Below are 22,580 nucleotides of genomic sequence, written 5' to 3' on the forward strand. Positions count from 1 at the left end.
CCAGACGGCACACCCGGCGGCGTTTGCCCAGGCCATCGGGATCATGGTGGACCGCCGAAGAAGATTCGAGAGGATCTTCACAGGGGTCGCACGACCGGGTGATCGCGCCACTTTCGGAGTATCTGCACCGATTGCCGCGAAAGCCGGTTTCGTCCCGAAATGTCCCGATCGAAATGACTGTGGCTCGCGTCACTTCGGGTGTCGCACCCCGAAACGGGGTCTCATCCGAAGTGACGCGAGCCACAGGCGCACTCGTAACGTCAGCTCGCTCCAAGCCAACGTCCTCGCCGAGCACCGGCAGCTCGGACTGGATCTGCCGGTGCGCTCCGATCGGCAGGCGCGCGGTGATCACCGCGCGCGACGATCAGGCGACGAGGCCGCGGCGGAAACCGTGCGCAACTGCCTGCGCGCGGTCGCGCACGCCGAGCTTCCGGAAAAGCCGGCGAGCATGGGTCTTGACCGTGTCCTCCGAGAGGTAGAGCTCCCGGCCGATCTGGCCGTTACTCTTGCCCTGGCTCATGCCGCGCAGCACCTGGAGCTCGCGCTCCGTCAGCTGCACGCCCGGGTCGGACGGTTGCCGGGGTGCGGGCACCGAGGTGCTCGCCAACGTGTGCGCCAGTGCCGCCACCAACTCCGGCCGGGACGCATCCCAGCGGAGGTAGCCGCGGGCACCACCGGCGATCGCGGCGGCGATGCTGGCCGCGTCGTCCGGAGCACCGAACACGATCACGTTTGCTTGCGGATGGGCAGAGACGAGCCTGCGGGTGGCCTCGACGCCGTTCGGCACCGCGCGCTGGGTGCCTACCAGGACGACGTCGACGGCCTGCCTCGAGAAGCGGGCCAGCAGCTCGTCACCGTGCGCTACGCAATCAATTCGACTCACTCCGGGGACAGCAGACATCACACGAGTGAGCCCTTCCCGGACGCTACGTCGGTCATCGCAGATCAGGACCGTCGTCACGGGAACTCCTTCCTGCAGGCGAGTGACGTTCCAACTCCCCTATCGGACGCAGGGGCCAAAACCTTGACACGATCCGGTGCTTAATCCGTTAAGAAATTTTGTATCGCCCCGATCTGGGGTCGGTTCACTGGAACGGAGCAGGCCGTCGGGACCAGCCCACCCACTACTCCGGGAAGCCGCCGGCCACGCGCCGTACCTGCAGTATTCACCCGATCGCACCCAGTCGTGACCGCAGTTTCGCCCGTCCGCACGAACACCGTAACCCCACCCGCACACCGAGTGTGTGATTTATGACACAGAGAGCTTAACTCAGCCCAGCACGGTCTCGGAAACACGCGCAACAGCCGTCTCCAGCGAATCGAGGAGCTCCACGTGTGCGGGCAGCGTCTGCTGCGCCCACCCGGCGCCCGCCACGAACGCACGGGCGCGCTGACGGGTGATCGGGATGTCGTCGAGCACCCGCGAAGAGGCGTAGTGCGACTGGTCGGCCCAGAGCACCACGGCGGCCGGAGCGGAGCGGCGCACCGCGGCGGCGAGCCCTTCGCGCGGCAGCGCGGCGCCGAACAGCCGGTGACCGACGCGGTTGGCCGCGAGCGCCGCGGCCAGCGCCACGAGTTCGAGCTCCTGCACTTCGCCGGGCACCGGGGCGAGCACCACCGGGCGCGGGTTGACCGGGGCCGGCGCGGTCGCGATCACCGAGCGCAGCGCGGTGGACGCGCAGTCGACCAGCAGCTGCAGGACCTCGATGCCGGAGCCGGACCGCTGCCGCCGCTCGCTGACCGCGCGCAGCACCGGCTGCAGCATGCCCCGCCAGGTCTCCACGACGCCGTCGCTGCCCATCGACTCGATCAGCAGCCGCTGCACGGACCAGGAGTCCAGCGCGAGCGCCGCGCGCCCCAGGCCGCGGGCACTCGGCCCGGCCCCGGTGAGCTTGAGCCCGCGCCCGCCGGTGTTCGAGCCGCCGGCCAATTCGATGTCGCCCGCGCCGCCGAGCACGCCGGACAGCATCATCGGCCCGTCGCCGGATCCGTCCGGCTGCGTTTGCCGCTCGGTCGCGTCGGGGTATCGCTGCGGCAGCGGCGCGGCGACGGTGCGGGCGTAGCGGGCGGCCTCCATCGGCGAGGCACCGCGCAGCAGCGCGCGTTGCATCTGCTCCAGGCGAGCGATGTCGTCCGGGCCGTAGCGGCGGTGCCGACCGCTGGTGTGATCGCTGGGCCCGAGTCCGTACCGGCGGTCCCAGGTGCGCAGCGTGGCGGGTGCCACACCGAGCCGGCGGGCCACCGCGGCGACGCTCAGGCGCGGCTGATCGGCCGACGCGGCGCCATCCGGACCTTCGACCAGCTCCGGATCGTCGCTCGGGATGGGGGCGTCCTGCCCCTGCACAGGTTCCGGCCGCGTCGTCACGCGGGACATGTTCCGGTTCCGGCCCGTGGAGGGCAAGCCGTTGGGCGTCGATCTTGGTCGGCCAAAGATCACTCCAACGATGAACAGCTTTTGGCTCGATAAGGGTTGAACAAGTTTTGGCGCGGTTCTACGGTCGGATCATGCGAGGCTGCGGCCGCCGGCCGTAGCGGGGAGGGGACCCACCGCTTAGGAGGTGGTTTGCGCAATGGCAGACACTCGACGTCTTCCAGGACCGAACGCCGATATCTGGGATTGGCAGATACGGGGATCCTGTCGAGGCATGGACAGCGCGTACTTCTTTCATCCCGACGGCGAGCGCGGCCCGGCGCGAGCCCGGCGCGAGGCGAAGGCGAAAGAGGTATGCCAGCACTGTCCGGTGATCGCGCAGTGCCGGACGCACGCGCTAGCCGTTCAGGAGCCGTACGGCATCTGGGGCGGGCTGTCGGAATCGGAGCGGGAAGTGATCATCAAGGCGCGCAAGCGCCAGCAGCTGGCGGTCGCGGCCAGCTGACGCGCTTGTGCCGGCCGCCGCGTCGCGGATCGCGGGCGGCCGCCGGAGTCGGATGGCTACGAGGGGCGTCATTCGGCTCCGGGTAGGACGAAGAGATCGGGGCGGTACCCACGCCGTGGGTACCGCCCCGATCTTCATGGCGTTCAGCCGGGCCGCGCCCGGCTCACGTGCGCCGGCTCAGTGGCCGTGCCCGTGGCCGTGGCCGTGCCCGGCGGCCTCCGGCTGCTCCTCCGGCTTCTCCACGACCGCACTCTCGGTGGTGATCACCATGCGGGCGATGGAGGCCGCGTTGGCGACCGCGGAGCGGGTCACCTTCAGCGGGTCGACGATGCCGGCCTGCACCAGGTCGCCGTACTCATCGGTCGCCGCGTTGTAGCCGGCGCCCCAGTCCAGGTCGCGGACCTTGGACACCACGACGGCGCCTTCCTGACCGGCGTTGGCGGCGATCCAGTACAGCGGGGCGTCCAGCGCGCGGCGCACCAGCTGCACGCCGGTGGCCTCGTCACCGGTGAGGCCGAGGTTGTCGGCCAGCGCCTTGGCGGCGTGGATCAGGCTCGACCCACCGCCGGGGACGCTGCCCTCCTCGGCCGCGGCCTTGGCGGCGGCGACGGCGTCCTCGATGCGGGACTTGCGCTCCTTGAGCTCCGTCTCGGTGGCCGCGCCGACCTTGATCACCGCGACGCCGCCGGACAGCTTGGCCAGCCGCTCCTGCAGCTTCTCGCGGTCCCAGTCGGAGTCGGTGGCCTCGATCTCCTTGCGGATCTGGTCCACGCGGTCCTGGACGCCCTCGGCGCTGCCGCGGCCGTCCACAATGGTCGTGGTGTCCTTGGTCACGGTGACCCGGCGGGCCGAGCCGAGCACCTCCGGACCGGACTCGGACAGCTTCAGCCCGACCTCCGGCGCGATGACCTGGGCGCCGGTGGCGACCGCCAGGTCGTCCAGGAACGCCTTGCGGCGGTCGCCGAAGAACGGGGCCTTGACCGCGACGACCTTCAGGGTCTTGCGGATCGCGTTGACGGCCAGGGTGGACAGCGCCTCGCCCTCGACGTCCTCGGCGATGATCAGCAGCGGCTTGCCGCCCTGCGCGATCTTCTCCAGCAGCGGCAGCAGGTCCTGCAGGCCGGCGATCTTGTCGCGGTGCAGCAGGATCTGCGTGTCTTCCAGCACCGCTTCCTGACGCTCGGCGTCGGTGACGAAGTGCGGGGAGATGAAGCCCTTGTCGAACTGGAGGCCCTCGGTGATCTCCAGCTCGGTGGCCAGCGTCGAGGACTCCTCGATGCTGATCACACCGTCCTCGCCGACCTTCTCCATCGCCTCGCCGATCAGCGCGCCGATGGACTCGTCCCGGGAGGACACGGTCGCGATCTGGGCGATGTTGTCGCGGCCCTTGACCGGCGTGGCCTTGGCCTTGAGCGCCTCGACGACGGCGTCGGTGGCCGCCTGGACGCCCTTGTTCAGCGACGCCGGGTTGGCGCCCGCGGCCAGGTTGCGCAGGCCCTCGCGAACCAGCGACTGGGCGAGCACGGTGGCGGTGGTGGTGCCGTCGCCGGCGACGTCGTTGGTCTTCGTCGCGACGTTCTTGGCGAGCTGGGCGCCCAGGTTCTCGAACGGGTCGCTCAGCTCGATCTCGCGGGCGATGGTCACGCCGTCGTTGGTGATCTGCGGTCCGCCGAACTGCTTGTCCAGCACGACGTGCCGACCACGCGGCCCGAGGGTGACCTTCACCGCGTCGGCGAGCTGGTTGACGCCGCGCTCCAGCGCGCGCCGGGCCTGCTCGTCGAAGGCGATCTGCTTAGCCATGGTTACAACAGCCCTTCATGGATGCCTTTGGGGTCTTCGCTCTTGTCCTTGAAGCGGCGAAGCCGCTCAGCCCACCTGCGCAACCGGCACCGCCGCCACGCAGAACGAGCCCAGCGAAAGACTCTTGCCCCGGATATGCGACCGCCCCGGGGTCCCGGTCGGGACCGCCGGGGCGGCATTGCTCGCGTAGTGCAGCGTCAGTTGACGACGGCCAGCACGTCGCGGGCGGAGAGGATCAGGTACTCCTCGCCGTTGTACTTGACCTCGGTGCCGCCGTACTTGGAGTAGATGACGACGTCGCCTTCCTTGACATCCACCGGGATGCGGTTGCCCTTGTCGTCGACGCGACCCGGGCCGACGGCCAGAACCTTGCCCTCCTGGGGCTTTTCCTTGGCGGTGTCCGGGATCACGATGCCGGACGCAGTCGTCGTCTCGGCCTCGCTCGCCTGGACCACGATCTTGTCCTCAAGCGGCTTAATGCTCGCCACGGTGTGACCTCCACCTTCTGGGGCCTTCGAAGCGTTGTCTGGGTTAAGACGGCTCCGTGGCTCCCCGTCGTCGCGGGTGCCGGGGCGCTGCGGCGCCGTTCTGCTAGCACTCTACCCATGAGAGTGCCAACGCTCAACAACAACCCTCTTCTCCGACCTCCCGGCGTGTCGACCGCCCCAGATCGTCGAGCCGGAGCGAGACCGGGAAGGGCTCAGCCGCAACGAATCGACCAGCGATGCAGCCGCCGTCCTGACAGCCGGAAGTCTCCGTCAGATGACAGTCAAGCAGAGTCGACGGCGCCCCGAGGCCTCACCGAGCGCGATGTAGTCATCGACGGCCGGCAGGCTGGGGACGAATGGCAGGTCGATCATCGGCGCGCTCCGGCTACCCGACGGATTCGATTCGGTTCGGACCGTAGCGAACCGGACCTGCGGGGCCGCCACCTGGGAAGTTGTCACGGACGATCAGCTGTGCGTGATCTTCGCTGGTAGATCGCCATGCGGGAAATGTCACCAATGCCACGAGGTGGTTCACACCAAGGCGGTTCGGTGCCCTAGGTTGCCAGGCATGCCCGCCCTCTCCAAGCCCGCGAACCGCCCCTGGGAGCGCCGCCCCCGGCCCGCGCGCCCGCCCGGCCCGCCCGGCCCGCCGACCCGAGCCGGGTGGCGGCCGAAATGACGTCGCGAGCTCACCGCTCCGGCTGGTTGCGGTAGAGCTCGGCGTACCGATCCGCCCGCTGGGCGCGGATCGCGGCCTGCCCCTCCTCGCGCACTGCTCTTCCCGTGCCCATCGGGTAACCGTGCTTCGTGAGCCGGTACTCGCTGGTGTGCTCCATGTACGACAGCGAGTACCAGAGCGCCAGGATGACCCCGCCGAGCACCGACATCGCCCGGATCCAGAACGGCCCGGGCAGCAGCAGGAAGAGCAGTCCCGGGGAGATCTGGACCAGGCTGCGGGCGATGTGCCGCAGCACCCAGGTCCGGCACGTGATGTCGTACAGGACCCACTCCCGGCACTTGGCCGGCAGCCGGCCGCCGAAGGCGTACCAGATCCACTGCACCGGGTTGGGCCGGATTCGTCCGTCAGCGGCCACGTCCCCTCCTTCGCCGAAGCTCCCGAGAACAACCTATATGCTAATCATTAGCACGCTAATGATTAGCGTGATTGCGGGCACCCCGGCCAGAAGGAGACCTCGATGAACCAGATCGACCTCGGCGAGGACCCGCTCGCCCTCGATCGCCAGGTGTGCTTCGCGCTGTCCGTCGCCTCGCGCAACGTCATCTCCGTCTACCGGCCGCTGCTCGCGCCGCTCGGCCTGACGCACCCGCAGTACCTCGTGATGCTCGCGCTGTGGGAGCAGTCGCCGAGATCGGTGAAGGACCTCTGCGGCGCCCTCCACGCCGACCCCGCGACGTTGTCGCCGCTGCTCAAGCGCCTCGAATCGATCGGCTACCTGGAACGGCGCCGCAGCACCGAGGACGAGCGGTTGCTCGCCGTCGAGCTGACCGGGAAGGGCCGGGAACTCCGCGCGGAGGCCGAGAAGATCCCGTACCGCGTGGTCGAGCTCCTCGGCATGGAGGTCGTCGAGCTGGAGCAGCTCCACGGCGCGCTGAGCAAGGTGATCGCGGCGACCCGGCGCGCCCTCGACGCCGGTTGACGCTGAGCCGATCGATCCGGCAGCGGCTGGGCCGAACGGGTTTCACGACTTGCTTCGGCTGTCCCATTTCGTCGGGAATTCACCAAACTCTCTTCTGGTGTCGGTACTTTCGTGCGCTCGATCGCGCCACAGTCGAGCCCCGGACGACTCCCGCAGGACCCGGACCGGTCGATCACCGGCGCCGAGCAGGAGAAGTGGATCATCGACTGCCGTACGCGTCGAAGAAGGACGCTCCGGCGGAGACCGCGAAGTCGTTCGTCGTCGAGGACGGCAACCCAGTGCTCAACCCGGCCTGACACTTGATCGTCCACTGTGGATAACTGGGCGAATGCCGTCAGGCGGTCGATCGCTCGTGAGTGTTTTGGAGCGCTGTGACACTCCAAAACACTCACGAGGACGATCGCCTGGTGCACTCGATGGCACACTTGTCCGGTGCGTGGACTTCGGAAGGGACTCGCCGCGCTGGCCGGACTCGGGATCGCGGCGGCGCTGCCCTCGGCATGGGCGCTGGCGCGCAGCGCCCGCCGCATCAGCACGGTCCAGGACGCGCCCGCGACCGAGTACGCGCTGGTGCTCGGTGCGGGAGTGCGCTGGGACGGCCTGCCGAGCCGCATCCTGCAGGGGCGGCTGAACGTGGCGCGGGAGCTGTTCGAGGCGGGCCGGGTCCGGCGCATCATCGTCAGCGGCAGCCCGGAATCCCGCGGGCACAGCGAACCCGTCGTGATGCGGCACCACCTCGTGTCGCACGGGATTCCCGCCGCCGCGGTGGTGCTGGACGAGTCCGGTGTGGACACCTGGGCGTCCTGCCGGCGGGCGGCCGAGGACTTCGGGCTGCGCGAGGTCACCGTGGTGACCACCCGGTTCCACCTGCGCCGCGCGGTCGCGCTGTGCCGCCGGGCGGGCATCGACGCCCACGGCGTCGGCCACGACGCGGCGGCCGACGGCCTGCGCCGGGTCTCCGCCCGCGGCGCCCGCCGCGAGTTCCTCGCCACCGCCAAGGCGTTCTGGTGGCGCCGCTGATCACAATCGGTGATCGTCCGTGACGGTGGGCAAGATTCCGGGCGGCGGGCAACCTGGGCGAAACTTCGGGCGATATCAGCACATCCTTGCCGAATAGGGGTGTGATCACCGTGTTCGCTCGAAGACTCCGCAGCTGGTTGAGCGCGTGCTGCGTGGCACTGTTGTCCATCGGGTTGCTGGTGGCGTTACCGGTCGGCACCGCGAATGCCGCCGTGCCGACCGGTTTCGTCCTCCGCAGCCAACCCAGCGGGCAGGCCGCCTTCGACCTGACCGACTTCGCGTAGCTGCCCGACGGCGGCATCCTGACCACCGGGAAGAAGGGCACCGTGGCGTGGGCGGCCGCCGACGGCCGCACCAGGACCATCGCCGCCCTGCCCGTCGAACCGGCCCAGGACCTGGGACTGACCGGGCTCGCGGTGGCCGCCGACTACGCCACCTCGCGGCACGTCTACCTGGCCCGCTCGGTCCCCGGCGGCACCGGCGGCTACCTGTTGCGGCTCGCGCGCTGGACCGTCACCGGCGCGCCGGAACCGACCGGCCTGGCCGACGAGCAGGTGCTCTTCGAGTTCCGAAGCCCCTACGCGGTGCACGGCATGACCGGGATCGTCGCGGCCGACGACGGCACCCTGTGGGTGTCCATCGGCGACCTCTCCGACTTCACCCGCACCGACCGGAACGCGTTGCGCACCATGGGCCTCGACACGCCCAACGGCAAGGTCCTGCACGTCACCGCCACCGGCGACGGCGTGCCCGGCAACCCGTACTACCAGGCGTCGAACCCCTCGTCGTGGCGCAGCCGGGTGTACGCCAGCGGGTTCCGCAGCCCGTTCCGGCTGTCGCTGGACCCCGGCACCGGCACGCCGATCGTCGGCGACGTCGGCTACAACACCTGGGAGGAGATCGACCTCGTCCGGCCCGGCCAGAACTACAAGTGGCCCTGCTGGGAGGGGAACCACCGGACCCCGGGCTACGCCGACCTGCCCGAATGCGCGTCCGAGGTGAACACCCCGCCGCTGTGGGATACCGCCACGGCGGCGGCGTCGACCAGGGCAACAGCGTCACCGGCGGCATCATCTACCGGGGCGAGAGCTACCCGGAGGCCTACCGCGGCGCGTACTTCTTCGGCGACTACACCACGAAGAAGCTGTGGATGCTGCGCTTCGACGCGCAGGGAAAGCTGGTGCGGGCGCCGGAGAGCCCGCCGTTCGCCGGTGACATCGGCGGGCCGGTGAAGTTCGCGGCCGCGCCCAACGGCGACGTCGTCTTCGCCGACATCTACTCCGGCACGCTGCGGCGGCTCAGCTACCCGCAGGGCAACTCCGCGCCGGTGGCCGAGGCCGAGATCAGCACCGATCCGGCGACCCGGACCGTCACCTTCGACGGGTCGAGATCGCAGGACTTCGACGGCGATCCGCTGACCTACGCCTGGGACTTCGGCGACGGCGCGACCGGCTCCGGCGCGCGCACCAGCCACACCTACCCGGACGGCGACCGGTTCACCGCGCGGCTGACCGTGACCGATCCGCTCGGCGCGTCCGGCAGCGTCGACCTGCTGATCGCGCCGGCGAACCACTCACCCCAGCTGGCGCTGACGACGCCCGGCGCGCAGACCTTCGCCGTCGGCGAGACCGTGTCCCTCACCGCGCGGGCCACCGACGCCGAGGACGGCACGACGCCGATCTCCTGGACCAGCGCCGAGGTGCACTGCCCGGAGGAGGCGACCTGCCACCGGCACCCGGGGGCCGGCGGCACCGGCGAGTCCTTCCAGGTCGCGTTCACCGATCACCCGGACTCGCGGATGGAGATCACCGCCACCACGACCGACAGTGCCGGCGTGCGCAGCAGCGAGACCTACGCGGCCATGCCGCGCGAACACCTGCTCACGCTGACCAGCAACGTGCCCGCCGTGCTGCAGATCCCCGCAGAGGGTGGGCGGAGCTCGGCGATGGTCACCGAAGGCGCCACCTTCGACGTGATCGCGGCGGCCACCGCGACCGACGGCGTGGCGACCTTCGCCGGCTGGACCGACGGGGTCGGCGACCGGTCGCGGGTGCTGACCATGGGCGCCGGCGACCTGACGCTCTCGGCGCGGTACGCCACGCCGATCGACCGGCGCTACGAAGCCGAACCGCAGCTGCGGAACCTGCTCGGGCAGCCCACCGGGCCGGAGATCGCCGAGGGCGGCATCCGCTACCGCAGCTACGAGCGCGGGCGGCTGTACTGGACCGCGCAGACCGGCGTGCACTACGTCTACGGCGGGAACCTCGCGAAGTACCTGCAACTCGGCGGGCACGGCATGTTCGGCCCGCCGACCACGGATGAACTGTCCACACCGGACGGAATCGGTCGGTACAACCACTTCGTCGGGGCGACCGCGGGCTTCCCGGCCTCGATCTACTGGAGCCCGGACACCGGATCGCACGCGGTGTGGGGCGCGATCCGGCAGAGCTGGGCGGCGAACGGCTGGGAGCAGGGCCCGCTCGGCTACCCGACGACCGACGAGGTGACCACGCCGGACGGAGTGGGGCGGTACAATCACTTCTCGAAGGCGGGCTCGGTCTACTGGTCGCCGGGCTCCGGGGCGCATGCGATCTGGGGCGCGATCCGGGTGACCTGGTCGCAGCTGGGCTGGGAGCTCGGGCCGCTCGGCTACCCGACGACCGACGAGCTCACCACGCCGGACGGAGTGGGGCGGTACAACCACTTCTCCAAGGCGGCGTCGATCTACTGGACGTCGGGCACCGGAGCGCACGAGGTGTACGGCCGGATCCGCGAACGCTGGTCCGCGCTCGGTTGGGAGCGCTCGTACCTGGGCTACCCGAAGACCGGGGAGTTCGCGGTCTCCGGCGGTCGCCGCAACGACTTCGAGCACGGCTACGTCGAGTGGCGAGCGGCCACCGACACGACGATCGACCGGAGGTACTGAACCGTCGGTCTGGCCGCAGTTTCCATTGAGGTTTTTCCAACCTCAGTTTGCGTGACGGTGCGGGTAGCGGAACCTCAGAGGCTCCCTGGTCTGTGGGTGCCCTGACTTATGTATGTCCAATACACGGCGTCAGGGCCGTCCTCGCCGAGGGAACCCCGAAGGGGTGGGCACCGTGAACCCGCGGCGGTGCAAGTGTCGTAGGTGGGTTATGCGCCTGCGGCGCATGCGGAACCCCATCGACGTGCAGCTTTGCGACCCGCGGCTGCGGGCCGACCAGGATGAAAAACGCTCACTGAAACTGCGGCCAGACCGGACGATGCGCGCCGCCTCAGGGGGTCACAGTTTCAATTGAAACTGTGACCCCCTGGACGACGACGATGCCGACCGGGCACCGGGGTCCGGATCGTGGAGTCCGGATCGTGGAGTCCGCAATTTCAATGGAAATCAGAGCTCTGATTTCCATTGAAATTGCGGGAAAACTACACCGTCGGGTTACTGGACGACGATGGTGCCGACCGGGAGGCCCGGGTTGGCCGGCATGTCCAGGGGCGACGGCTTGGCGCCCGCCGCGAGGACGTGGGCGCCGAGGGCCGCGATCATCGCGCCGTTGTCGGTGCACAGGCGGGGGCGCGGCACCCGGAGCGTGATGCCCGCTTCCGCGCAGCGCTGCGCCGCCAGCTCCGACAGGCGGGAGTTCGCCGCCACGCCTCCGGAGATCACCAGCGTGTCCACGTCCAGGTCCCGCGCCGCGCGCACGGCCTTCGCCGTCAGCACGTCCGCCACGGCCTCCTGGAACGACGCGCACACGTCCGCCACCGGGATCTCCCGGCCCTCGCGCTGCTCGGTCTCGACCCAGCGCGCGACCGCCGTCTTCAGCCCGGAGAAGGAGAAGTCGTACTTGGCGTCGCGCGGCCCGGTCAGCCCGCGCGGGAACGCGATGGCCTTCGGGTCGCCCAGCTTGGCCTGCTTGTCGATGGGCGGGCCGCCCGGGTACGGCAGGTCGAGGATGCGCGCCACCTTGTCGTAGGCCTCGCCCGCGGCGTCGTCGATCGTGGAGCCGATCTCGGTGATCTGCTCCCCGATGCCCTCCACCAGCAGCAGCTGCGTGTGCCCGCCGGAGACGAGCAGCGCCAGGCAGCGCTCCGGCAGCGGCCCGTGTTCGAGGGTGTCGACGGCGACGTGCCCGCCGAGGTGGTTGACGCCGAACAGCGGCACGTCCAGCGCGGCCGCGTAGGCCTTGGCCGCCGCGACGCCGACCATCAGCGCGCCCGCCAGGCCCGGCCCGGCCGTCACCGCGATCGCGTCCACATCGGACAGTTCGAGGCCGGATTCGTCGAGCGCGCGGCGCATCGTCGGGGCCATCGCCGCCAGGTGCGCGCGGCTGGCGATCTCCGGCACCACGCCGCCGAAGCGGGCGTGCTCGTCGACGCTGGACGCCACCGCGTCGGCGAGCAGCTCGACCGTGCCGTCGGCCGCCAGCCGGACCAGGCCCACGCCGGTCTCGTCGCAGGAGCTCTCGATGCCGAGCACCACTCGATCCGCAGTCATTACCCAGCCTCCGCAGTTTCCGCCGGGGGCCGCCGCATGGTGTGCGCGTCCGCCCCGGACGGCTGGTAGTAGCGCTTGCGCAGCCCGACGATCTCGAAGCCGTGCTTCTCGTACATCGCGACCGCGGCGTCGTTGTCGGTGCGCACTTCCAGGAACGTCGTCGCCTGCTGCTCGTCCGCCCTGCCCAGCAGCGCGCCCAGCAGCGCCTTGCCCACGCCGCGGCCCTGGTGCGCCGGGTCGACGCCGATGGTGTGCACCTCGGCTTCGGCGTGCGGGGCGCGGCCGACGACGGCGAGCCCGGCGTAGCCGATCAGGCGTTCGTCGAGGTAGGCGCCGACGTAGAAGTGGCCCTGGTCGAGCTCCGCGGCGAAGGCGGACCAGGACCACGGGTCGTCGCCGGGGAAGAGCACCTGCTCCAGCTCCGCGCAGCGCTTCAGGTCGCTGCGGCGCAGCTTCAGCACCTGCAGCGCGGTGGTGGCGCGGTCGGTCACTTCGCACCCCTGGTCAACACGGACTTCCGCTTGCCCGGCTCTGCGGCGTCCGGCCGCCGCAGGTAGAGCGGCACCAGCGGCGCCGGTTCGCCCTGCAGCGCGGCGCGCGCCGCCGTGACCAGCCCAACCGGCGTCGGGTAGCGCGGCTCGACGGCGGCGATGCCCAGCGCCTCGGCCATTTCCCCGGCCGCCGCGGCGAAACCGTCGGTCGGGACCTCCGCCGGGCGCTGGACGTGGGGCCCGTCGATCCGGGTCCGGGCGGCGTCGTAGGCGGCCCAGTAGACCTCCTTGCGGCGCGCGTCGGTGGCGACCAGCAGGGGGCCTTCGGCGGTGGCCTGCGCGGCGATCGCGTCGAGGCTGCAGACCGGGTGCACGGGGCGGCCGCAGGCCTGGCCGAGCGCCGCGGCGGTGACCATGCCGACGCGGAGGCCGGTGAACGGGCCCGGGCCCGCGCCTACGACGATCGCGTCGGCCTCGGCGAGTTCGCGTCCGGCCTCGGTCATGACGTCCAGCAGCTGCGGCATGAGGAGTTCGCCGTGCGCACGCGGGTTGACCGTGACGCGCTCGGCGAGGGCGCGCGGCGGACCGTCGTCCAGGGCGACCAGCCCCGCCGTGACCGCGGGGGTCGAGGTGTCCAGCGCAATGACGAGCACGGTTACTCAGCGTACGTCAGCCCTGGTCATCGGGGTTACGCGGGGAGCACCGGCCGAGCTCGCCGGGCGGGCCGTTTCGGCTGCTCATAGGTCGTGCGCGTTTTGGAGTGCTATTGCGCTCCAAAACGCGCACGAGCATTGGCCAGGGGAAACAGGGACATCAGGTGGCGCTCAGCGCCTGGTGCAGCCTGCGGGCCTCCTTGGCGAAGCGGCTCGAACCGCCCCGGGCCGCGGCCGCCGCCACGCCTGGCAGCGGGTCTGCGGGGCGGACCTGGGCGGCCAGCTCCACGCCAAGGGCGAGCAGGTCCGCGAGCGCCGCTCGGGGGCGTTCCCCTTCGGCCGGCAGCAAGCCCTCGACCAGCACCGCGACGACCTCCCACGCCAACCCGACGAGACCGGCCCGCGCCGCATCGTGCACCGTCTGCACCACGCGTCCCAGCACCACCTCGTCGCGCTGCACCAGCTCCACCACGGCATGTGCGACGCTCGCGCCGCGCAGCCCGTCCCGGGCGGTCAGGGTGATCAGCGCGTCCACCACGCCGACGCGGTCCGCCGGTTCTCGGGCGCCGAGCGCGAAGGCCAGCACTGTGTGCATCCCGTCGCCGATCGGGCCGTGGGCGTCGACCAGGCGACCCAGCAGCGTCGCGTTCCCCCGCGCCCGGTCCGCGAACACCGCCACTTGGTGCGCTGCGCTGAGATCCCGGTAGGCGGGCACGAGATCCGGGGTGGCGTTCTGCTCGCGGTAGGACGCCGAGTACCGGCCGGTCGCCGTGCTGTCGAAGGACTTGCGGACCGGATCCGCCGAGTCCGGGAACGTGACGGTGACGCGGGTGCGGTCTTCGTAGTGCATGCCACGCCAGTCGTACTTCTTGACCGGCACCACCTCGCGCCGGATCTCCGGGGTGCCGAGCCCGCCGCCGTCGATCCACCGCGCGACCTGCGCGCCCGCGTCGCCGAGCCCCCGCACCCGGTCTGCGATCGCGGCGTCCCGGGGCAGCCGGAGCATGGCCACGACCAGGTCGTGCTGCCACGGCTCGAATCCCTGCGCCGCCGCGCGCTCCAGGCGTTCCGCCAGCGCTTCGGGGGCGATGAGCCCGGACGCACCGGTAGGGGTGGACATCAGGAACGGGCGGGGTGCGTAGGCGAGCCCGATCCCGATCTCGTGCAGGCGGCGCGTCTGCACGGTGCCGTAATCCACGCCGCGCGTCACGAGTTCCGCCCAGTCCGCCTCGCCCGGGATCTCGTCGATGCGCGGGATCGGGCTGGTGACGTCGCCGCGGCAGTCACCCGTCGCGGCGCGCAGGACGGCGACGAACTCACCGGGTTCCGACGGCGAAGCGCTCCAATTCCGCTGCTGGCTCCAATCCGGCAGCCCCGGTGCGTACCACGGGCTCTGCTCCCGCAGCGGGGCGAAAGCGCTGTGCAGGGCCTCCCGGTCGGTGAACGCGAACTCGACCATCGCGGCAAGGATCCGCTCCCGGACGAGCAGATCTCCCCGCTGCACCTGCTCGGCGAAGACCGCGACCAGTTCGTCCACCGATGTGATGGGCGGCGGCATCTCCGGACGTGGTGCGGCCACCGGAACCGGCGCCGGTTCCGGCTCGGCCTCCTCGGACATGCCGAGCACATCGGCCGCACGCGCCCGGAGATCCTGCGGCAGCGCCGCCGCGGCTTCGGCGAGCTCATCGCGCACGTCCGCGTCGAGCTTGCCGACGTGCTTGAGCACCAGCTTGAGCGCGCGTTCCTGCACGTCGGCCGATTCGTGGCCGAACGCGCCGCCGAGCACCGCCAGCGCCTCAGCCCGGCCGTGCCGGATCGCCTTGTCCAGCCACGAGATCTGGGCCCGGACCAGCTTCTTCTCCGGACGGAGGAACATCGCCCGGCTGACGTCGAGCAGGACGTCGGCTGCCAGCCGGTCCGCCTCGTCCAAGCGCCGGAGTTCCCGTTGCGCCATCCCGACGACCGTCGAGTGACTGTCGGGCACCAGAGCCGCGTAGTCGCCGCCGCGCGGCGCGAGCTCGTCGAGGGACGGGGAGAGCTTGTCGTGCAAAGCGATCAGCGCCACGACGTCCGCTTGCTTGCCGCCGCGCTGCAGGCGCGCCAACAGCCCGTCCAGCAGCACCAGCCGATCGACCTCACGGGCGGCGGCGAGGTCCGCCAGCGCGCTCGGCCAGCCATCCTGCGCCCAGGAGTCCGCGAGTCGCCGCGCCACACCGTCCACTTCGAACAGTCGGGGAACCAGGGCCAGGAAACGTCGATCTCCACGTACTTCCCCGACGATCGTCGCGGCGCCGCGCCCGGTCATCTCCGGCCAGTGGTACACGAATCCGTCGCTGTCGGGCAGGACGTCCCCGGCGATGGCAACGATGAGCCGCCAGTAATGTCTCGATATCCGTCCTCTCGGACGGAGCCGTTGCGCGAGCTTCTCGGCGAGCTGCGGCAGCCACGGCACGTCCCGCCGGCGCAGGACGGCCAGGACGTGGTCGAACACCGGAGTGCCGTAAGGCCTCAGCACGCCGTGGTGGTCCGGCCGCATCGGCCGGTCGAGGCTGTTGCGCGCCAGCCACGGCGCGAGCGTCGACATCGGCAGCACGGCAGCGCCTGCGATCGAGAGCATGGACGAGTACTGCTGTGCCGTGTAGAAGTCCGCCCGCCGCGCCGAGCGTTCGAAGTCCGTCAGCGGCTTGGTGAGGGCGCCGCCGTCCGCCGGACCGATATCGCCGACCGCCGCCGCGAGGACGTCCGGGTCGCCCTTGTCGATGAGTTCCTTCAGGTCGTCCCAGTTCATCCGCGTGCTCCGTTGCGCATCACGTCCACGGCGAGCGCGTGCTTGCACTTCCCCCTGGTGCCACCGAATTCCGTCCACCACCGGCAGGTGCAGCCGTCGGCCCGCACCCGGTGCGTGTGGTCTCCGACGATCACCGTCGCGGTGTCGCCGTCGAGGTGCACCGCGCCCGCTTCGACGAGCGCTCTCGCGTTGCGGAGGCGGGGGTTCATCGCCGCCGCGGCCGTCGCGTCGTAGGGCAGTTCGCGGTGGAAGTAGGCCGCCTCGGCGAGGTCGTAGCCGACCCGGCCCCCGCGGTCCCGAGCTGGGTGAGGGCGTCGCGGACCCTCGGTTGCGGCAGGCCGGACCGCTCCGCGAGTAGATCGACCTCCACCCGCGGCTCGAAGGAGAGCAGCGCGCCGATCAACTCGGCATCGGTTTCGGTGTCGTCCGAGGCCAGCGCGTCGAGCACCGCTCCTTCGCCGGAGAACCCGCGGTTGCGGCCCGGCGACAGCGCCAGGACCAGCCGCATTCCCGGCAGGTCCAGCTCCCAGGCGCTCGCGACGGGATGGCTTCCGGCACGGACCGGCGGGCCGTAGACGCGCAGCGCCCGGGCGAAGCGCAGGAGCAGGACGAGCGATTCGAGCCGGTCGGGGCTCGTCACCCAGACCGCGCCGGGCGTCGGCGAGCCGGTCAGGCGCAGCGAACGTCCGGCGGGCACGGCCCAGAGCGCGCCGCTCGAACGGGACGGCAGCGAGCGGAGCAGGCGCGCGGCTTCGACGGCGGACAGCTCGGCGCGCGGCTCGAATCCGGCGGTGATCACCTGGACCTCGGCGAACCCGCGGAGCCACCGCCGCGGCAGCGGCACCTTCTTCTCCACCACCGAGCCGTCCGGGGTGGTGGCGGTCAGGTCGTCCGGGCCGACCGACAGGTGCAGCGGATCGCGGCCGCCGACGCGCGCCAGCATGCGGCGCAGCGGCTCGTTGATGTCCACATTGGTCGTTCCGCGGTCGTGCACCTCGCCGTCGAGGCCGTCGGAGAGGACGTCCAGCCGCGCGTAGACGCCGCAGCAGCGGGAGAAGGACTCGAAGCGCAGCCGGTCGCCGTTGCACGTGACGACCGGATCGCGGAACGCCGGCCGGCCGGTGAGCTCCGGGTACCGGGATCGCGCGACCCGAGCGACCGCCTGGAGCCCGCCCGCGGCGGGCGCGGCATCGGTGAGGAAACCGGTGAAGAACCGGGGATTTCCCACCGGACCGGCCAACGCGGTCCCGCCCGCCGTCTCCAGCCCGAGCCGATCGCCGTCGAGCACCGAGGGCCGCCGGTAGGTGAAAGAGTGCGCCTCGTCGCTCATGGCGGCGAAGGGTAGTGATGATCACCGACACGGCGCTGGAGAATGATTCGGATACCCGCCCGGAGTCCCCTGCAGGAAGGTTGAGATGTTCGGCAAACGCGAAGCGCACCTGTTGGTGCTCAACGACCTCGACGAGGCCCGGGAGGCGGTGCGGCGCGCCGTCCACGACGCGAGCCCCGAAGAGCTGCCCGGCCTGCAGCGCGCGCTGCAGATCCTGGACGAGGCCGGCGACGGCGAGCCGCAAGAGCTCCGCTGGACCCGCCAGGTGCTGACCGACGCGGGCGTCGACCCGCGCACCCACGAGATCGCGGCGGTCCGGGAAGTCCGCCGGAAGCTGCCGGGCCTGTCCCTGGCCAGCGCCGCCGACCTGGTCCGCCGGCTCAAGGGCTGAACGCGCTCCGGGGGCCGTGAACCCGCAGCGGATTCACGGCCCCCGGAGCGGAACTCGCTACGAGCCCTGGCGGGTGAGCAGATTGCCCTGCGGCGCGGTCATTTCCACGCCCGGGCCGACGATCTGCGTGCCGCGCAGCCAGGTTTCGCGCACCACGCCCGACAGCGGGCGCCCGTGGTACGGCGAGACCGGGTTGCGGTGGTGCAGCTTGCCCACGTCCACGACGAACGCGTCGTCCGGCGCGAACACGCAGAAGTCCGCGTCGTTGCCGACCGCGATGGATCCCTTGCCGCGCACCGCGGCGAGCTCGGCGGGCTTCCGGGACATCCACTGCACGACGTCGGCGAGGCTGTGGCCGCGCACCCGCGCCTGCGTCCACACCGCCGAAAGGCCCAGCTGGAGGCTGGAAACCCCGCCCCAGGCCACGCCGAAGTCGCCGATGTCGAAGCGCTTGAGCTCCGGCGTGCACGGCGAGTGGTCGCTGACCACGCAGTCGATGATCCCGTCGGCCAGCCCCTGCCACAGCAGTTCCCGGTTGCGGGCCTCGCGGATCGGCGGGCAGCACTTGAACTGGGTGGCGCCGTCGGGGACCTCTTCGGCGCTGAAGCTCAGGTAGTGCGGGCAGGTCTCGACCGTGACCTTGACGCCGTCGGCGCGCGCGGAGGCGATCATCGGCAGCGCATCCGACGACGACAGGTGCAGGATGTGCACCCGCGCGCCGATGCGCCGCGCCAGCTCGATGACCTGCGCGATCGCGACGTTCTCGGCGCCGCGCGGGCGGGAGTTCAGGAAGTCGCCGTAGGTCTCGCCGTGCGCCGTGGGGGCGTGCTCGATGGCGTCGGAGTCCTCGGCGTGCACGATCATCAGACCGTCGTAGCGGGTCAGCTCGCGCAGCGCCTCGTCGAGCTCGGTCGGGTTCAGCGGCGGGAACTCGTCGACCCCGGAGTGCAGCAGGAAGCACTTGAAGCCGAACACCCCGGCCTCGTGCAGCCCGCGCAGCTCGGCGAGGTTGCCGTGCACGGCGCCGCCCCAGAAGCCCACGTCGATGTAGGCCTTCTCGCGCGCGGTCTTGCGCTTGACCTCCAGCGCGCCGGTGTCGATCGTCGGCGGCAGGCTGTTCAGCGGCATGTCGAGGATGGTCGTGACGCCGCCGGCCGCCGCGGCGCGGGTGGCGGTGTCGAAGCCCTCCCACTCGGTGCGGCCCGGGTCGTTGACGTGCACGTGGGTGTCGACCAGCCCGGGCAGCAGGACCTCGTCGGCGGCGAGCTCGATGGTGCGGGCGGCTTCGAGCGGGGCGTCCAGCGGCTCGACGGCGACGATGCGGCCGTCGCGGACGCCGACGCTGCCGGACGTCTCACCGTTCGGGCCGATGAGCCGTCGCGCGCGGAACACGACGTCGAACGCTCCGTTGGCTGGTTCGGGCAACGCGGTTACCTCCTCCTGACAGTGATTCAACAAAGTGTTGAACCATGGTGCGGTTCCGGTCAAGGGGCTGGAGCGAACAGACCGTTCGCCACTTCAATCGGAGCGAACGGACCGTTGACTCCGGACCTGACCCGCGGTGAGCCGCTCGCGGTTCCCATGGTGCGAGCACCGGGCCGACGCAGCGCGCCGAGCGGTTCGGCGGCACCGTGCGCGAGAAGCACGCCGATCGGCCAGGAGAACGGCGCGGTGCCCGCTGGGCGCGAGCGTTCGCCGCACTGAACCATGTCTTTCCGTATCGCGAAGTATACTTATCGTTTTCTGGAAAGTTAACGGCACGCGCCGCGCGGCCGTCAAGGGGCGGCGACGGAGCATCGATTCAGCGCGACCGTTCCGGACGGACCTGAAAATCTTTCTTCGCACAGGTCATCGATTCATGTTTTCCCAGGTATTGACACAGGTCCCGGCACGATGTTTGGTATACCGCATCCCAAATCGCCCGGCTCCTCCCTCTCCCTTGGAGACCAGACGTGACACAGACATCGGGAACCCTCGCGGACACCGGAACCAGACCGACCCGGGTCCGATGGAAGATCTTCCTGCTGCTCCTGGCGATCGTGACCATCAACTACGTCGACCGCGGCTCCATCTCGGTGGCACTGCCGCTGATCAAGAAGGAATTCGGGCTCTCCGATGAGCTCACCGGCATCCTGCTGGCCGCCTTCTTCTGGACCTACGCCCTGATGCAGCTGCCCAGCGGCTGGCTGATCGACCGCTTCGGCCCGCGCCGGATGGTCGGCAGCTCGTGCATCGCCTGGGGCGCGGCCACCGCGCTCACCGCGACCGCCCCCGGCCCGGGCGCGCTGCTCGGGATGCGGGCGCTGCTCGGCGCCACCGAAGCGCCGGTGATGCCGGCCGGTGGCAAGCTCAACGCCATCTGGATGCCGCTGCGGGAACGCGGCCGCGGCGCGGTCATCCTCGACGCCGGTGCGCCGCTGGGCGCGGGCGTCGGCGGCATCGCGATCTCCTGGCTGATCGCGACGACCGGCGGCTGGCGGCCCGCGTTCATCGTCGCCGGCGCGGTCACCGTGCTGATGGGCGTGTGGGCCTGGTGGTACCTCCGGGACAACCCGCGTAGCCACCCGCGCGTGAACGACGCCGAGGCGACCGACATCGAGACCTCGCACGCCGCCGAGGACCGCGCCGCGGGCGCCGCCAGCGGTCGGCGACCCCTGCGCCGCTACCTGAAGTTCCGGTCGTTCTGGGCGATGTGCGCCGCGTGGCTGGGCTTCAACGGCGTGTTCTACGGGCTGCTGACCTGGGGCCCGCTGTACCTGTCGGAGTCCAAGGGCTTCGACATCAAGACGATCGGCTGGTCCACCTTCGTCATCTTCGGCGCCGGTTTCGTGGGCGAGCTGATCGGCGGCTGGCTCGCCGACGGCTGGCGGGCCCGCGGCCGCAACGGCAACGTCGTGATGCGCACGCTGCTCGGCATCGCCGGCGTGGCGGTCGTGCTCGGGCTGCTCGGCGTGACGCTGGTGCCCGGCCCGATCGCGGCCGTGACGCTGCTGTCCATCGTGCTGTTCTTCCTGCGCTGGGTGGGCCTCATGTGGAGCGTGCCGTCGCTGCTCGGCGGCCGGGAGAACGCCGGTGCGCTCGGCGGCGCGATGAACCTCAGCGGCAACATCGCGGGCATCCTCACCCCGATGCTGGTGGGCTTCATCGTCGGCGCGACCGGCAGCTACACCTGGGCGCTGCTCTACTTCGTCGGCGCCGGATTGATCATGACGGCCGCGGTGCTCACCCTCGACTACACCAAGCGCCTCCCCGCGTGACTACGGTCTCCGGACTCGGTTTGCGCAGCGGCGCGGGTAGCGGAACCTCAGAAGCCTTCTCACTCCGGGATCCCCGACTTGCGTATGGCCTGGGGCTGTCCTTGCGAGAAGCCTCCTGAGAACCCGCGGCGGTGCGAGTCGAGCAGGTGGGCCAAGCGGCTGCGCCGCTTGAAGACAAGACCAAAACAGTGCTGAAAGGAATGACATGCCACGCATCGGAATGCTGACGCCGTCGTCCAACACCGTGCTGGAACCCGTCACCTACCGGCTGCTGTCCGGCGTCGAGGACGTGAGCGTCCACTTCAGCAGGTTGCCGGTCACCGCGATCTCCCTGTCCGACAAGGAGAACAGCCAGTTCTCGCTGGAGCGGATGTCGGCCGCCGCCGAGCTGCTCCGGGACGCCGCCGTGGACGTGGTGGTGTGGAACGGGACCGCGGGTTCGTGGCTCGGGTTCGACTACGACCGGCAGGTCAGCGCGGCGATCTCGGCGGCGTGCGGGGTGCCGGCCACCACGTCGACGCTGGCGCTGCTGGACGCCTTCCGCGCCTTCGGCGTCACGCGGCTCGGCCTGGTCACGCCGTACACCGGCGACGTGACCGCGAAGATCGCCGAGACCTACGCCGCGGAAGGCATCGAGGTCGTCAACGACGAGCGGCTGGACATCACCGACAACTTCAGCTTCGGCTCCGTGCCCGAACAGCGGTTGGCCTCGATGATCGAAGCGGCCGCCGTCGATGTGCACGCCGTGTCGCTGGTGTGCACGAACCTGCGCGGCGCCTTCGTCGCGGCCGACCTGGAGGCGAAGGTCGGAGTCCCGGTGCTGGACAGCGTTTCCGCGACGCTGTGGAAGGCGCTGGACGTGCTCGGCGCCGGCGTCCCGATCGACCGCGGCAGCGTGCTGCTCTCGGGCTCGACGCGCGCTGCGCTGAAGCGGATCTGCGCCTCGCTGCGGGAGGCGACCGGCGCCGACCGGACGACGATGCGGCTCGACCTGCCGTCCCAGCGGCTCGGCGTCGACCTCGCCGCGGCGGAGGACACCGGGCCCGGGGTGCGCGCGATCCAGCACGACCCCGGTCTGGACCAGCGGAAGCTGAACACCGTGCAGTGGCTGGAAGAACACCGCCGCACGCTGGTGCAGCCGCACTTCCGGGCGGACCCGCAGCCGCCGCAGGCGCTGATCGAGACCTACGGCGTGCAGGCCCAGATGCTCGCCCCCGTCGAGGTCGACGGCGCCATGGCGGGCTGGCTGTCGGTGCACAGCCTCGCCGAGCGCGACTGGCGCCCGACGGACATCGAGGCCATCGAGACCGCGTCAGCCGAGGTCAGGGACCTGCTGACGTCGTGAGTGGCAACG

General features: G+C 70.8%; 18 protein-coding genes and 1 pseudogene. 7 read left to right on the plus strand and 12 right to left on the minus strand.

The features are described 5' to 3' along the window. Positions 1–364 precede the first annotated feature (364 nt). A complete protein-coding gene (locus BLW84_RS13830; protein ID WP_029536209.1) occupies positions 365–961 on the minus strand; it encodes a response regulator transcription factor in 597 nt (198 codons plus the stop codon). A gap of 309 nt (positions 962–1,270) precedes the next feature. Next, a complete protein-coding gene (locus BLW84_RS13835; RefSeq protein ID WP_425441714.1) occupies positions 1,271–2,365 on the minus strand; it encodes a MerR family transcriptional regulator in 1,095 nt (364 codons plus the stop codon). Between the two features lie 205 nt (positions 2,366–2,570). Between BLW84_RS13835 and BLW84_RS13840 the strand changes: the two genes are divergently transcribed. Beyond that, a complete protein-coding gene (locus tag BLW84_RS13840; protein WP_029536210.1) occupies positions 2,571–2,876 on the plus strand; it encodes a WhiB family transcriptional regulator in 306 nt (101 codons plus the stop codon). Positions 2,877–3,053: 177 nt separating this feature from the next. Here the strand turns inward: BLW84_RS13840 and groL are convergent, their stop codons facing one another. From groL to BLW84_RS13855, 3 genes are all read right to left on the minus strand, one after another. Beyond that, entirely contained in the window at positions 3,054–4,676 is a 1,623-nt protein-coding gene (gene groL, locus BLW84_RS13845) for a chaperonin GroEL (RefSeq protein ID WP_093265525.1), read from the minus strand. Positions 4,677–4,873: 197 nt separating this feature from the next. Beyond that, positions 4,874–5,164, minus strand: coding sequence for a co-chaperone GroES (groES, locus tag BLW84_RS13850; protein ID WP_010316109.1), 291 nt, complete (start codon positions 5,162–5,164; stop codon positions 4,874–4,876). Positions 5,165–5,853: 689 nt separating this feature from the next. Continuing rightward, complete coding sequence (locus tag BLW84_RS13855; protein ID WP_093265527.1) at positions 5,854–6,258, minus strand: DUF5313 family protein; 405 nt, start codon at positions 6,256–6,258, stop codon at positions 5,854–5,856. Between the two features lie 102 nt (positions 6,259–6,360). On the opposite strand from BLW84_RS13855, the gene BLW84_RS13860 reads away from it, so the two are divergent. The 3 genes and pseudogenes from BLW84_RS13860 (at position 6,361) to BLW84_RS13870 (ending at position 10,768) form a co-directional block, all read left to right on the plus strand. Beyond that, a complete protein-coding gene (locus tag BLW84_RS13860; RefSeq protein WP_093265528.1) occupies positions 6,361–6,822 on the plus strand; it encodes a MarR family winged helix-turn-helix transcriptional regulator in 462 nt (153 codons plus the stop codon). A 432-nt stretch (positions 6,823–7,254) separates the two neighbouring features. Beyond that, complete coding sequence (locus tag BLW84_RS13865; RefSeq protein WP_093265529.1) at positions 7,255–7,842, plus strand: SanA/YdcF family protein; 588 nt, start codon at positions 7,255–7,257, stop codon at positions 7,840–7,842. A gap of 101 nt (positions 7,843–7,943) precedes the next feature. Beyond that, positions 7,944–10,768 (plus strand): annotated as a pseudogene (locus BLW84_RS13870) (PQQ-dependent sugar dehydrogenase). Positions 10,769–11,260: 492 nt separating this feature from the next. Here the strand turns inward: BLW84_RS13870 and tsaD are convergent. From tsaD to BLW84_RS13890, 6 genes are all read right to left on the minus strand, one after another. Next, complete coding sequence (gene tsaD, locus BLW84_RS13875) at positions 11,261–12,316, minus strand: tRNA (adenosine(37)-N6)-threonylcarbamoyltransferase complex transferase subunit TsaD (protein ID WP_093265531.1); 1,056 nt, start codon at positions 12,314–12,316, stop codon at positions 11,261–11,263. Further along, a complete protein-coding gene (gene rimI / locus BLW84_RS13880; RefSeq protein WP_093265753.1) occupies positions 12,316–12,783 on the minus strand; it encodes a ribosomal protein S18-alanine N-acetyltransferase in 468 nt (155 codons plus the stop codon). The genes tsaD and rimI overlap by 1 nt, the downstream gene beginning before the upstream one ends. A 20-nt stretch (positions 12,784–12,803) precedes the next feature. Beyond that, positions 12,804–13,460 carry a tRNA (adenosine(37)-N6)-threonylcarbamoyltransferase complex dimerization subunit type 1 TsaB gene (tsaB, locus tag BLW84_RS13885; protein WP_093265533.1) on the minus strand — a complete coding sequence of 219 codons (657 nt, stop codon included), beginning with the start codon at positions 13,458–13,460 and terminating at the stop codon, positions 12,804–12,806. A gap of 160 nt (positions 13,461–13,620) precedes the next feature. Beyond that, a complete protein-coding gene (locus tag BLW84_RS47435; RefSeq protein ID WP_177226455.1) occupies positions 13,621–16,248 on the minus strand; it encodes a DUF6493 family protein in 2,628 nt (875 codons plus the stop codon). Further along, a complete protein-coding gene (locus tag BLW84_RS49035; protein WP_245761128.1) occupies positions 16,245–16,457 on the minus strand; it encodes an SWIM zinc finger family protein in 213 nt (70 codons plus the stop codon). The genes BLW84_RS47435 and BLW84_RS49035 overlap by 4 nt, the downstream gene beginning before the upstream one ends. Continuing rightward, positions 16,454–17,578 carry a helix-turn-helix domain-containing protein gene (locus BLW84_RS13890; protein ID WP_245761129.1) on the minus strand — a complete coding sequence of 375 codons (1,125 nt, stop codon included), beginning with the start codon at positions 17,576–17,578 and terminating at the stop codon, positions 16,454–16,456. Before BLW84_RS13890 ends, BLW84_RS49035 begins: the two co-directional genes overlap by 4 nt. Before the next feature lie 85 nt (positions 17,579–17,663). Between BLW84_RS13890 and BLW84_RS13895 the strand changes: the two genes are divergently transcribed. Continuing rightward, on the plus strand, positions 17,664–17,969 hold the full coding sequence (locus BLW84_RS13895; protein ID WP_093265534.1) for a hypothetical protein: 306 nt from the start codon (positions 17,664–17,666) through the stop codon (positions 17,967–17,969). Between the two features lie 57 nt (positions 17,970–18,026). On the opposite strand, the gene allB is transcribed toward BLW84_RS13895, so the two are convergent. Continuing rightward, positions 18,027–19,394, minus strand: a complete 1,368-nt coding sequence (gene allB, locus BLW84_RS13900) for an allantoinase AllB (RefSeq protein ID WP_093265536.1) — start codon at positions 19,392–19,394, stop codon at positions 18,027–18,029. 527 nt (positions 19,395–19,921) lie between these two features. Between allB and BLW84_RS13910 the strand changes: the two genes are divergently transcribed. Together BLW84_RS13910 and BLW84_RS13915 are read left to right on the plus strand one after the other, a co-directional pair. Continuing rightward, entirely contained in the window at positions 19,922–21,226 is a 1,305-nt protein-coding gene (locus tag BLW84_RS13910; protein ID WP_093265539.1) for an MFS transporter, read from the plus strand. A 205-nt stretch (positions 21,227–21,431) separates the two neighbouring features. Then, complete coding sequence (locus tag BLW84_RS13915; RefSeq protein ID WP_093265540.1) at positions 21,432–22,571, plus strand: aspartate racemase/maleate isomerase family protein; 1,140 nt, start codon at positions 21,432–21,434, stop codon at positions 22,569–22,571. The last annotated feature ends 9 nt before the right edge of the window (positions 22,572–22,580 follow it).

The organism is Saccharopolyspora shandongensis (assembly GCF_900106995.1).
Taxonomy (GTDB): domain Bacteria; phylum Actinomycetota; class Actinomycetes; order Mycobacteriales; family Pseudonocardiaceae; genus Saccharopolyspora; species Saccharopolyspora shandongensis.

Bases quoted from the DNA above. Each gene is read 5' to 3' on its own strand.
- BLW84_RS13840 (WP_029536210.1), top strand. From the start codon at position 2,571: ATGGCAGACACTCGACGTCTTCCAGGACCGAACGCCGATATCTGGGAT.
- groL (WP_093265525.1), bottom strand. From the start codon at position 4,676: ATGGCTAAGCAGATCGCCTTCGACGAGCAGGCCCGGCGCGCGCTGGAG.
- BLW84_RS13860 (WP_093265528.1), top strand. From the start codon at position 6,361: ATGAACCAGATCGACCTCGGCGAGGACCCGCTCGCCCTCGATCGCCAG.
- tsaD (WP_093265531.1), bottom strand. From the start codon at position 12,316: ATGACTGCGGATCGAGTGGTGCTCGGCATCGAGAGCTCCTGCGACGAG.
- BLW84_RS47435 (WP_177226455.1), bottom strand. From the start codon at position 16,248: ATGAACTGGGACGACCTGAAGGAACTCATCGACAAGGGCGACCCGGAC.
- BLW84_RS49035 (WP_245761128.1), bottom strand. From the start codon at position 16,457: ATGAACCCCCGCCTCCGCAACGCGAGAGCGCTCGTCGAAGCGGGCGCG.
- BLW84_RS13890 (WP_245761129.1), bottom strand. From the start codon at position 17,578: ATGAGCGACGAGGCGCACTCTTTCACCTACCGGCGGCCCTCGGTGCTC.
- BLW84_RS13895 (WP_093265534.1), top strand. From the start codon at position 17,664: ATGTTCGGCAAACGCGAAGCGCACCTGTTGGTGCTCAACGACCTCGAC.
- BLW84_RS13915 (WP_093265540.1), top strand. From the start codon at position 21,432: ATGCCACGCATCGGAATGCTGACGCCGTCGTCCAACACCGTGCTGGAA.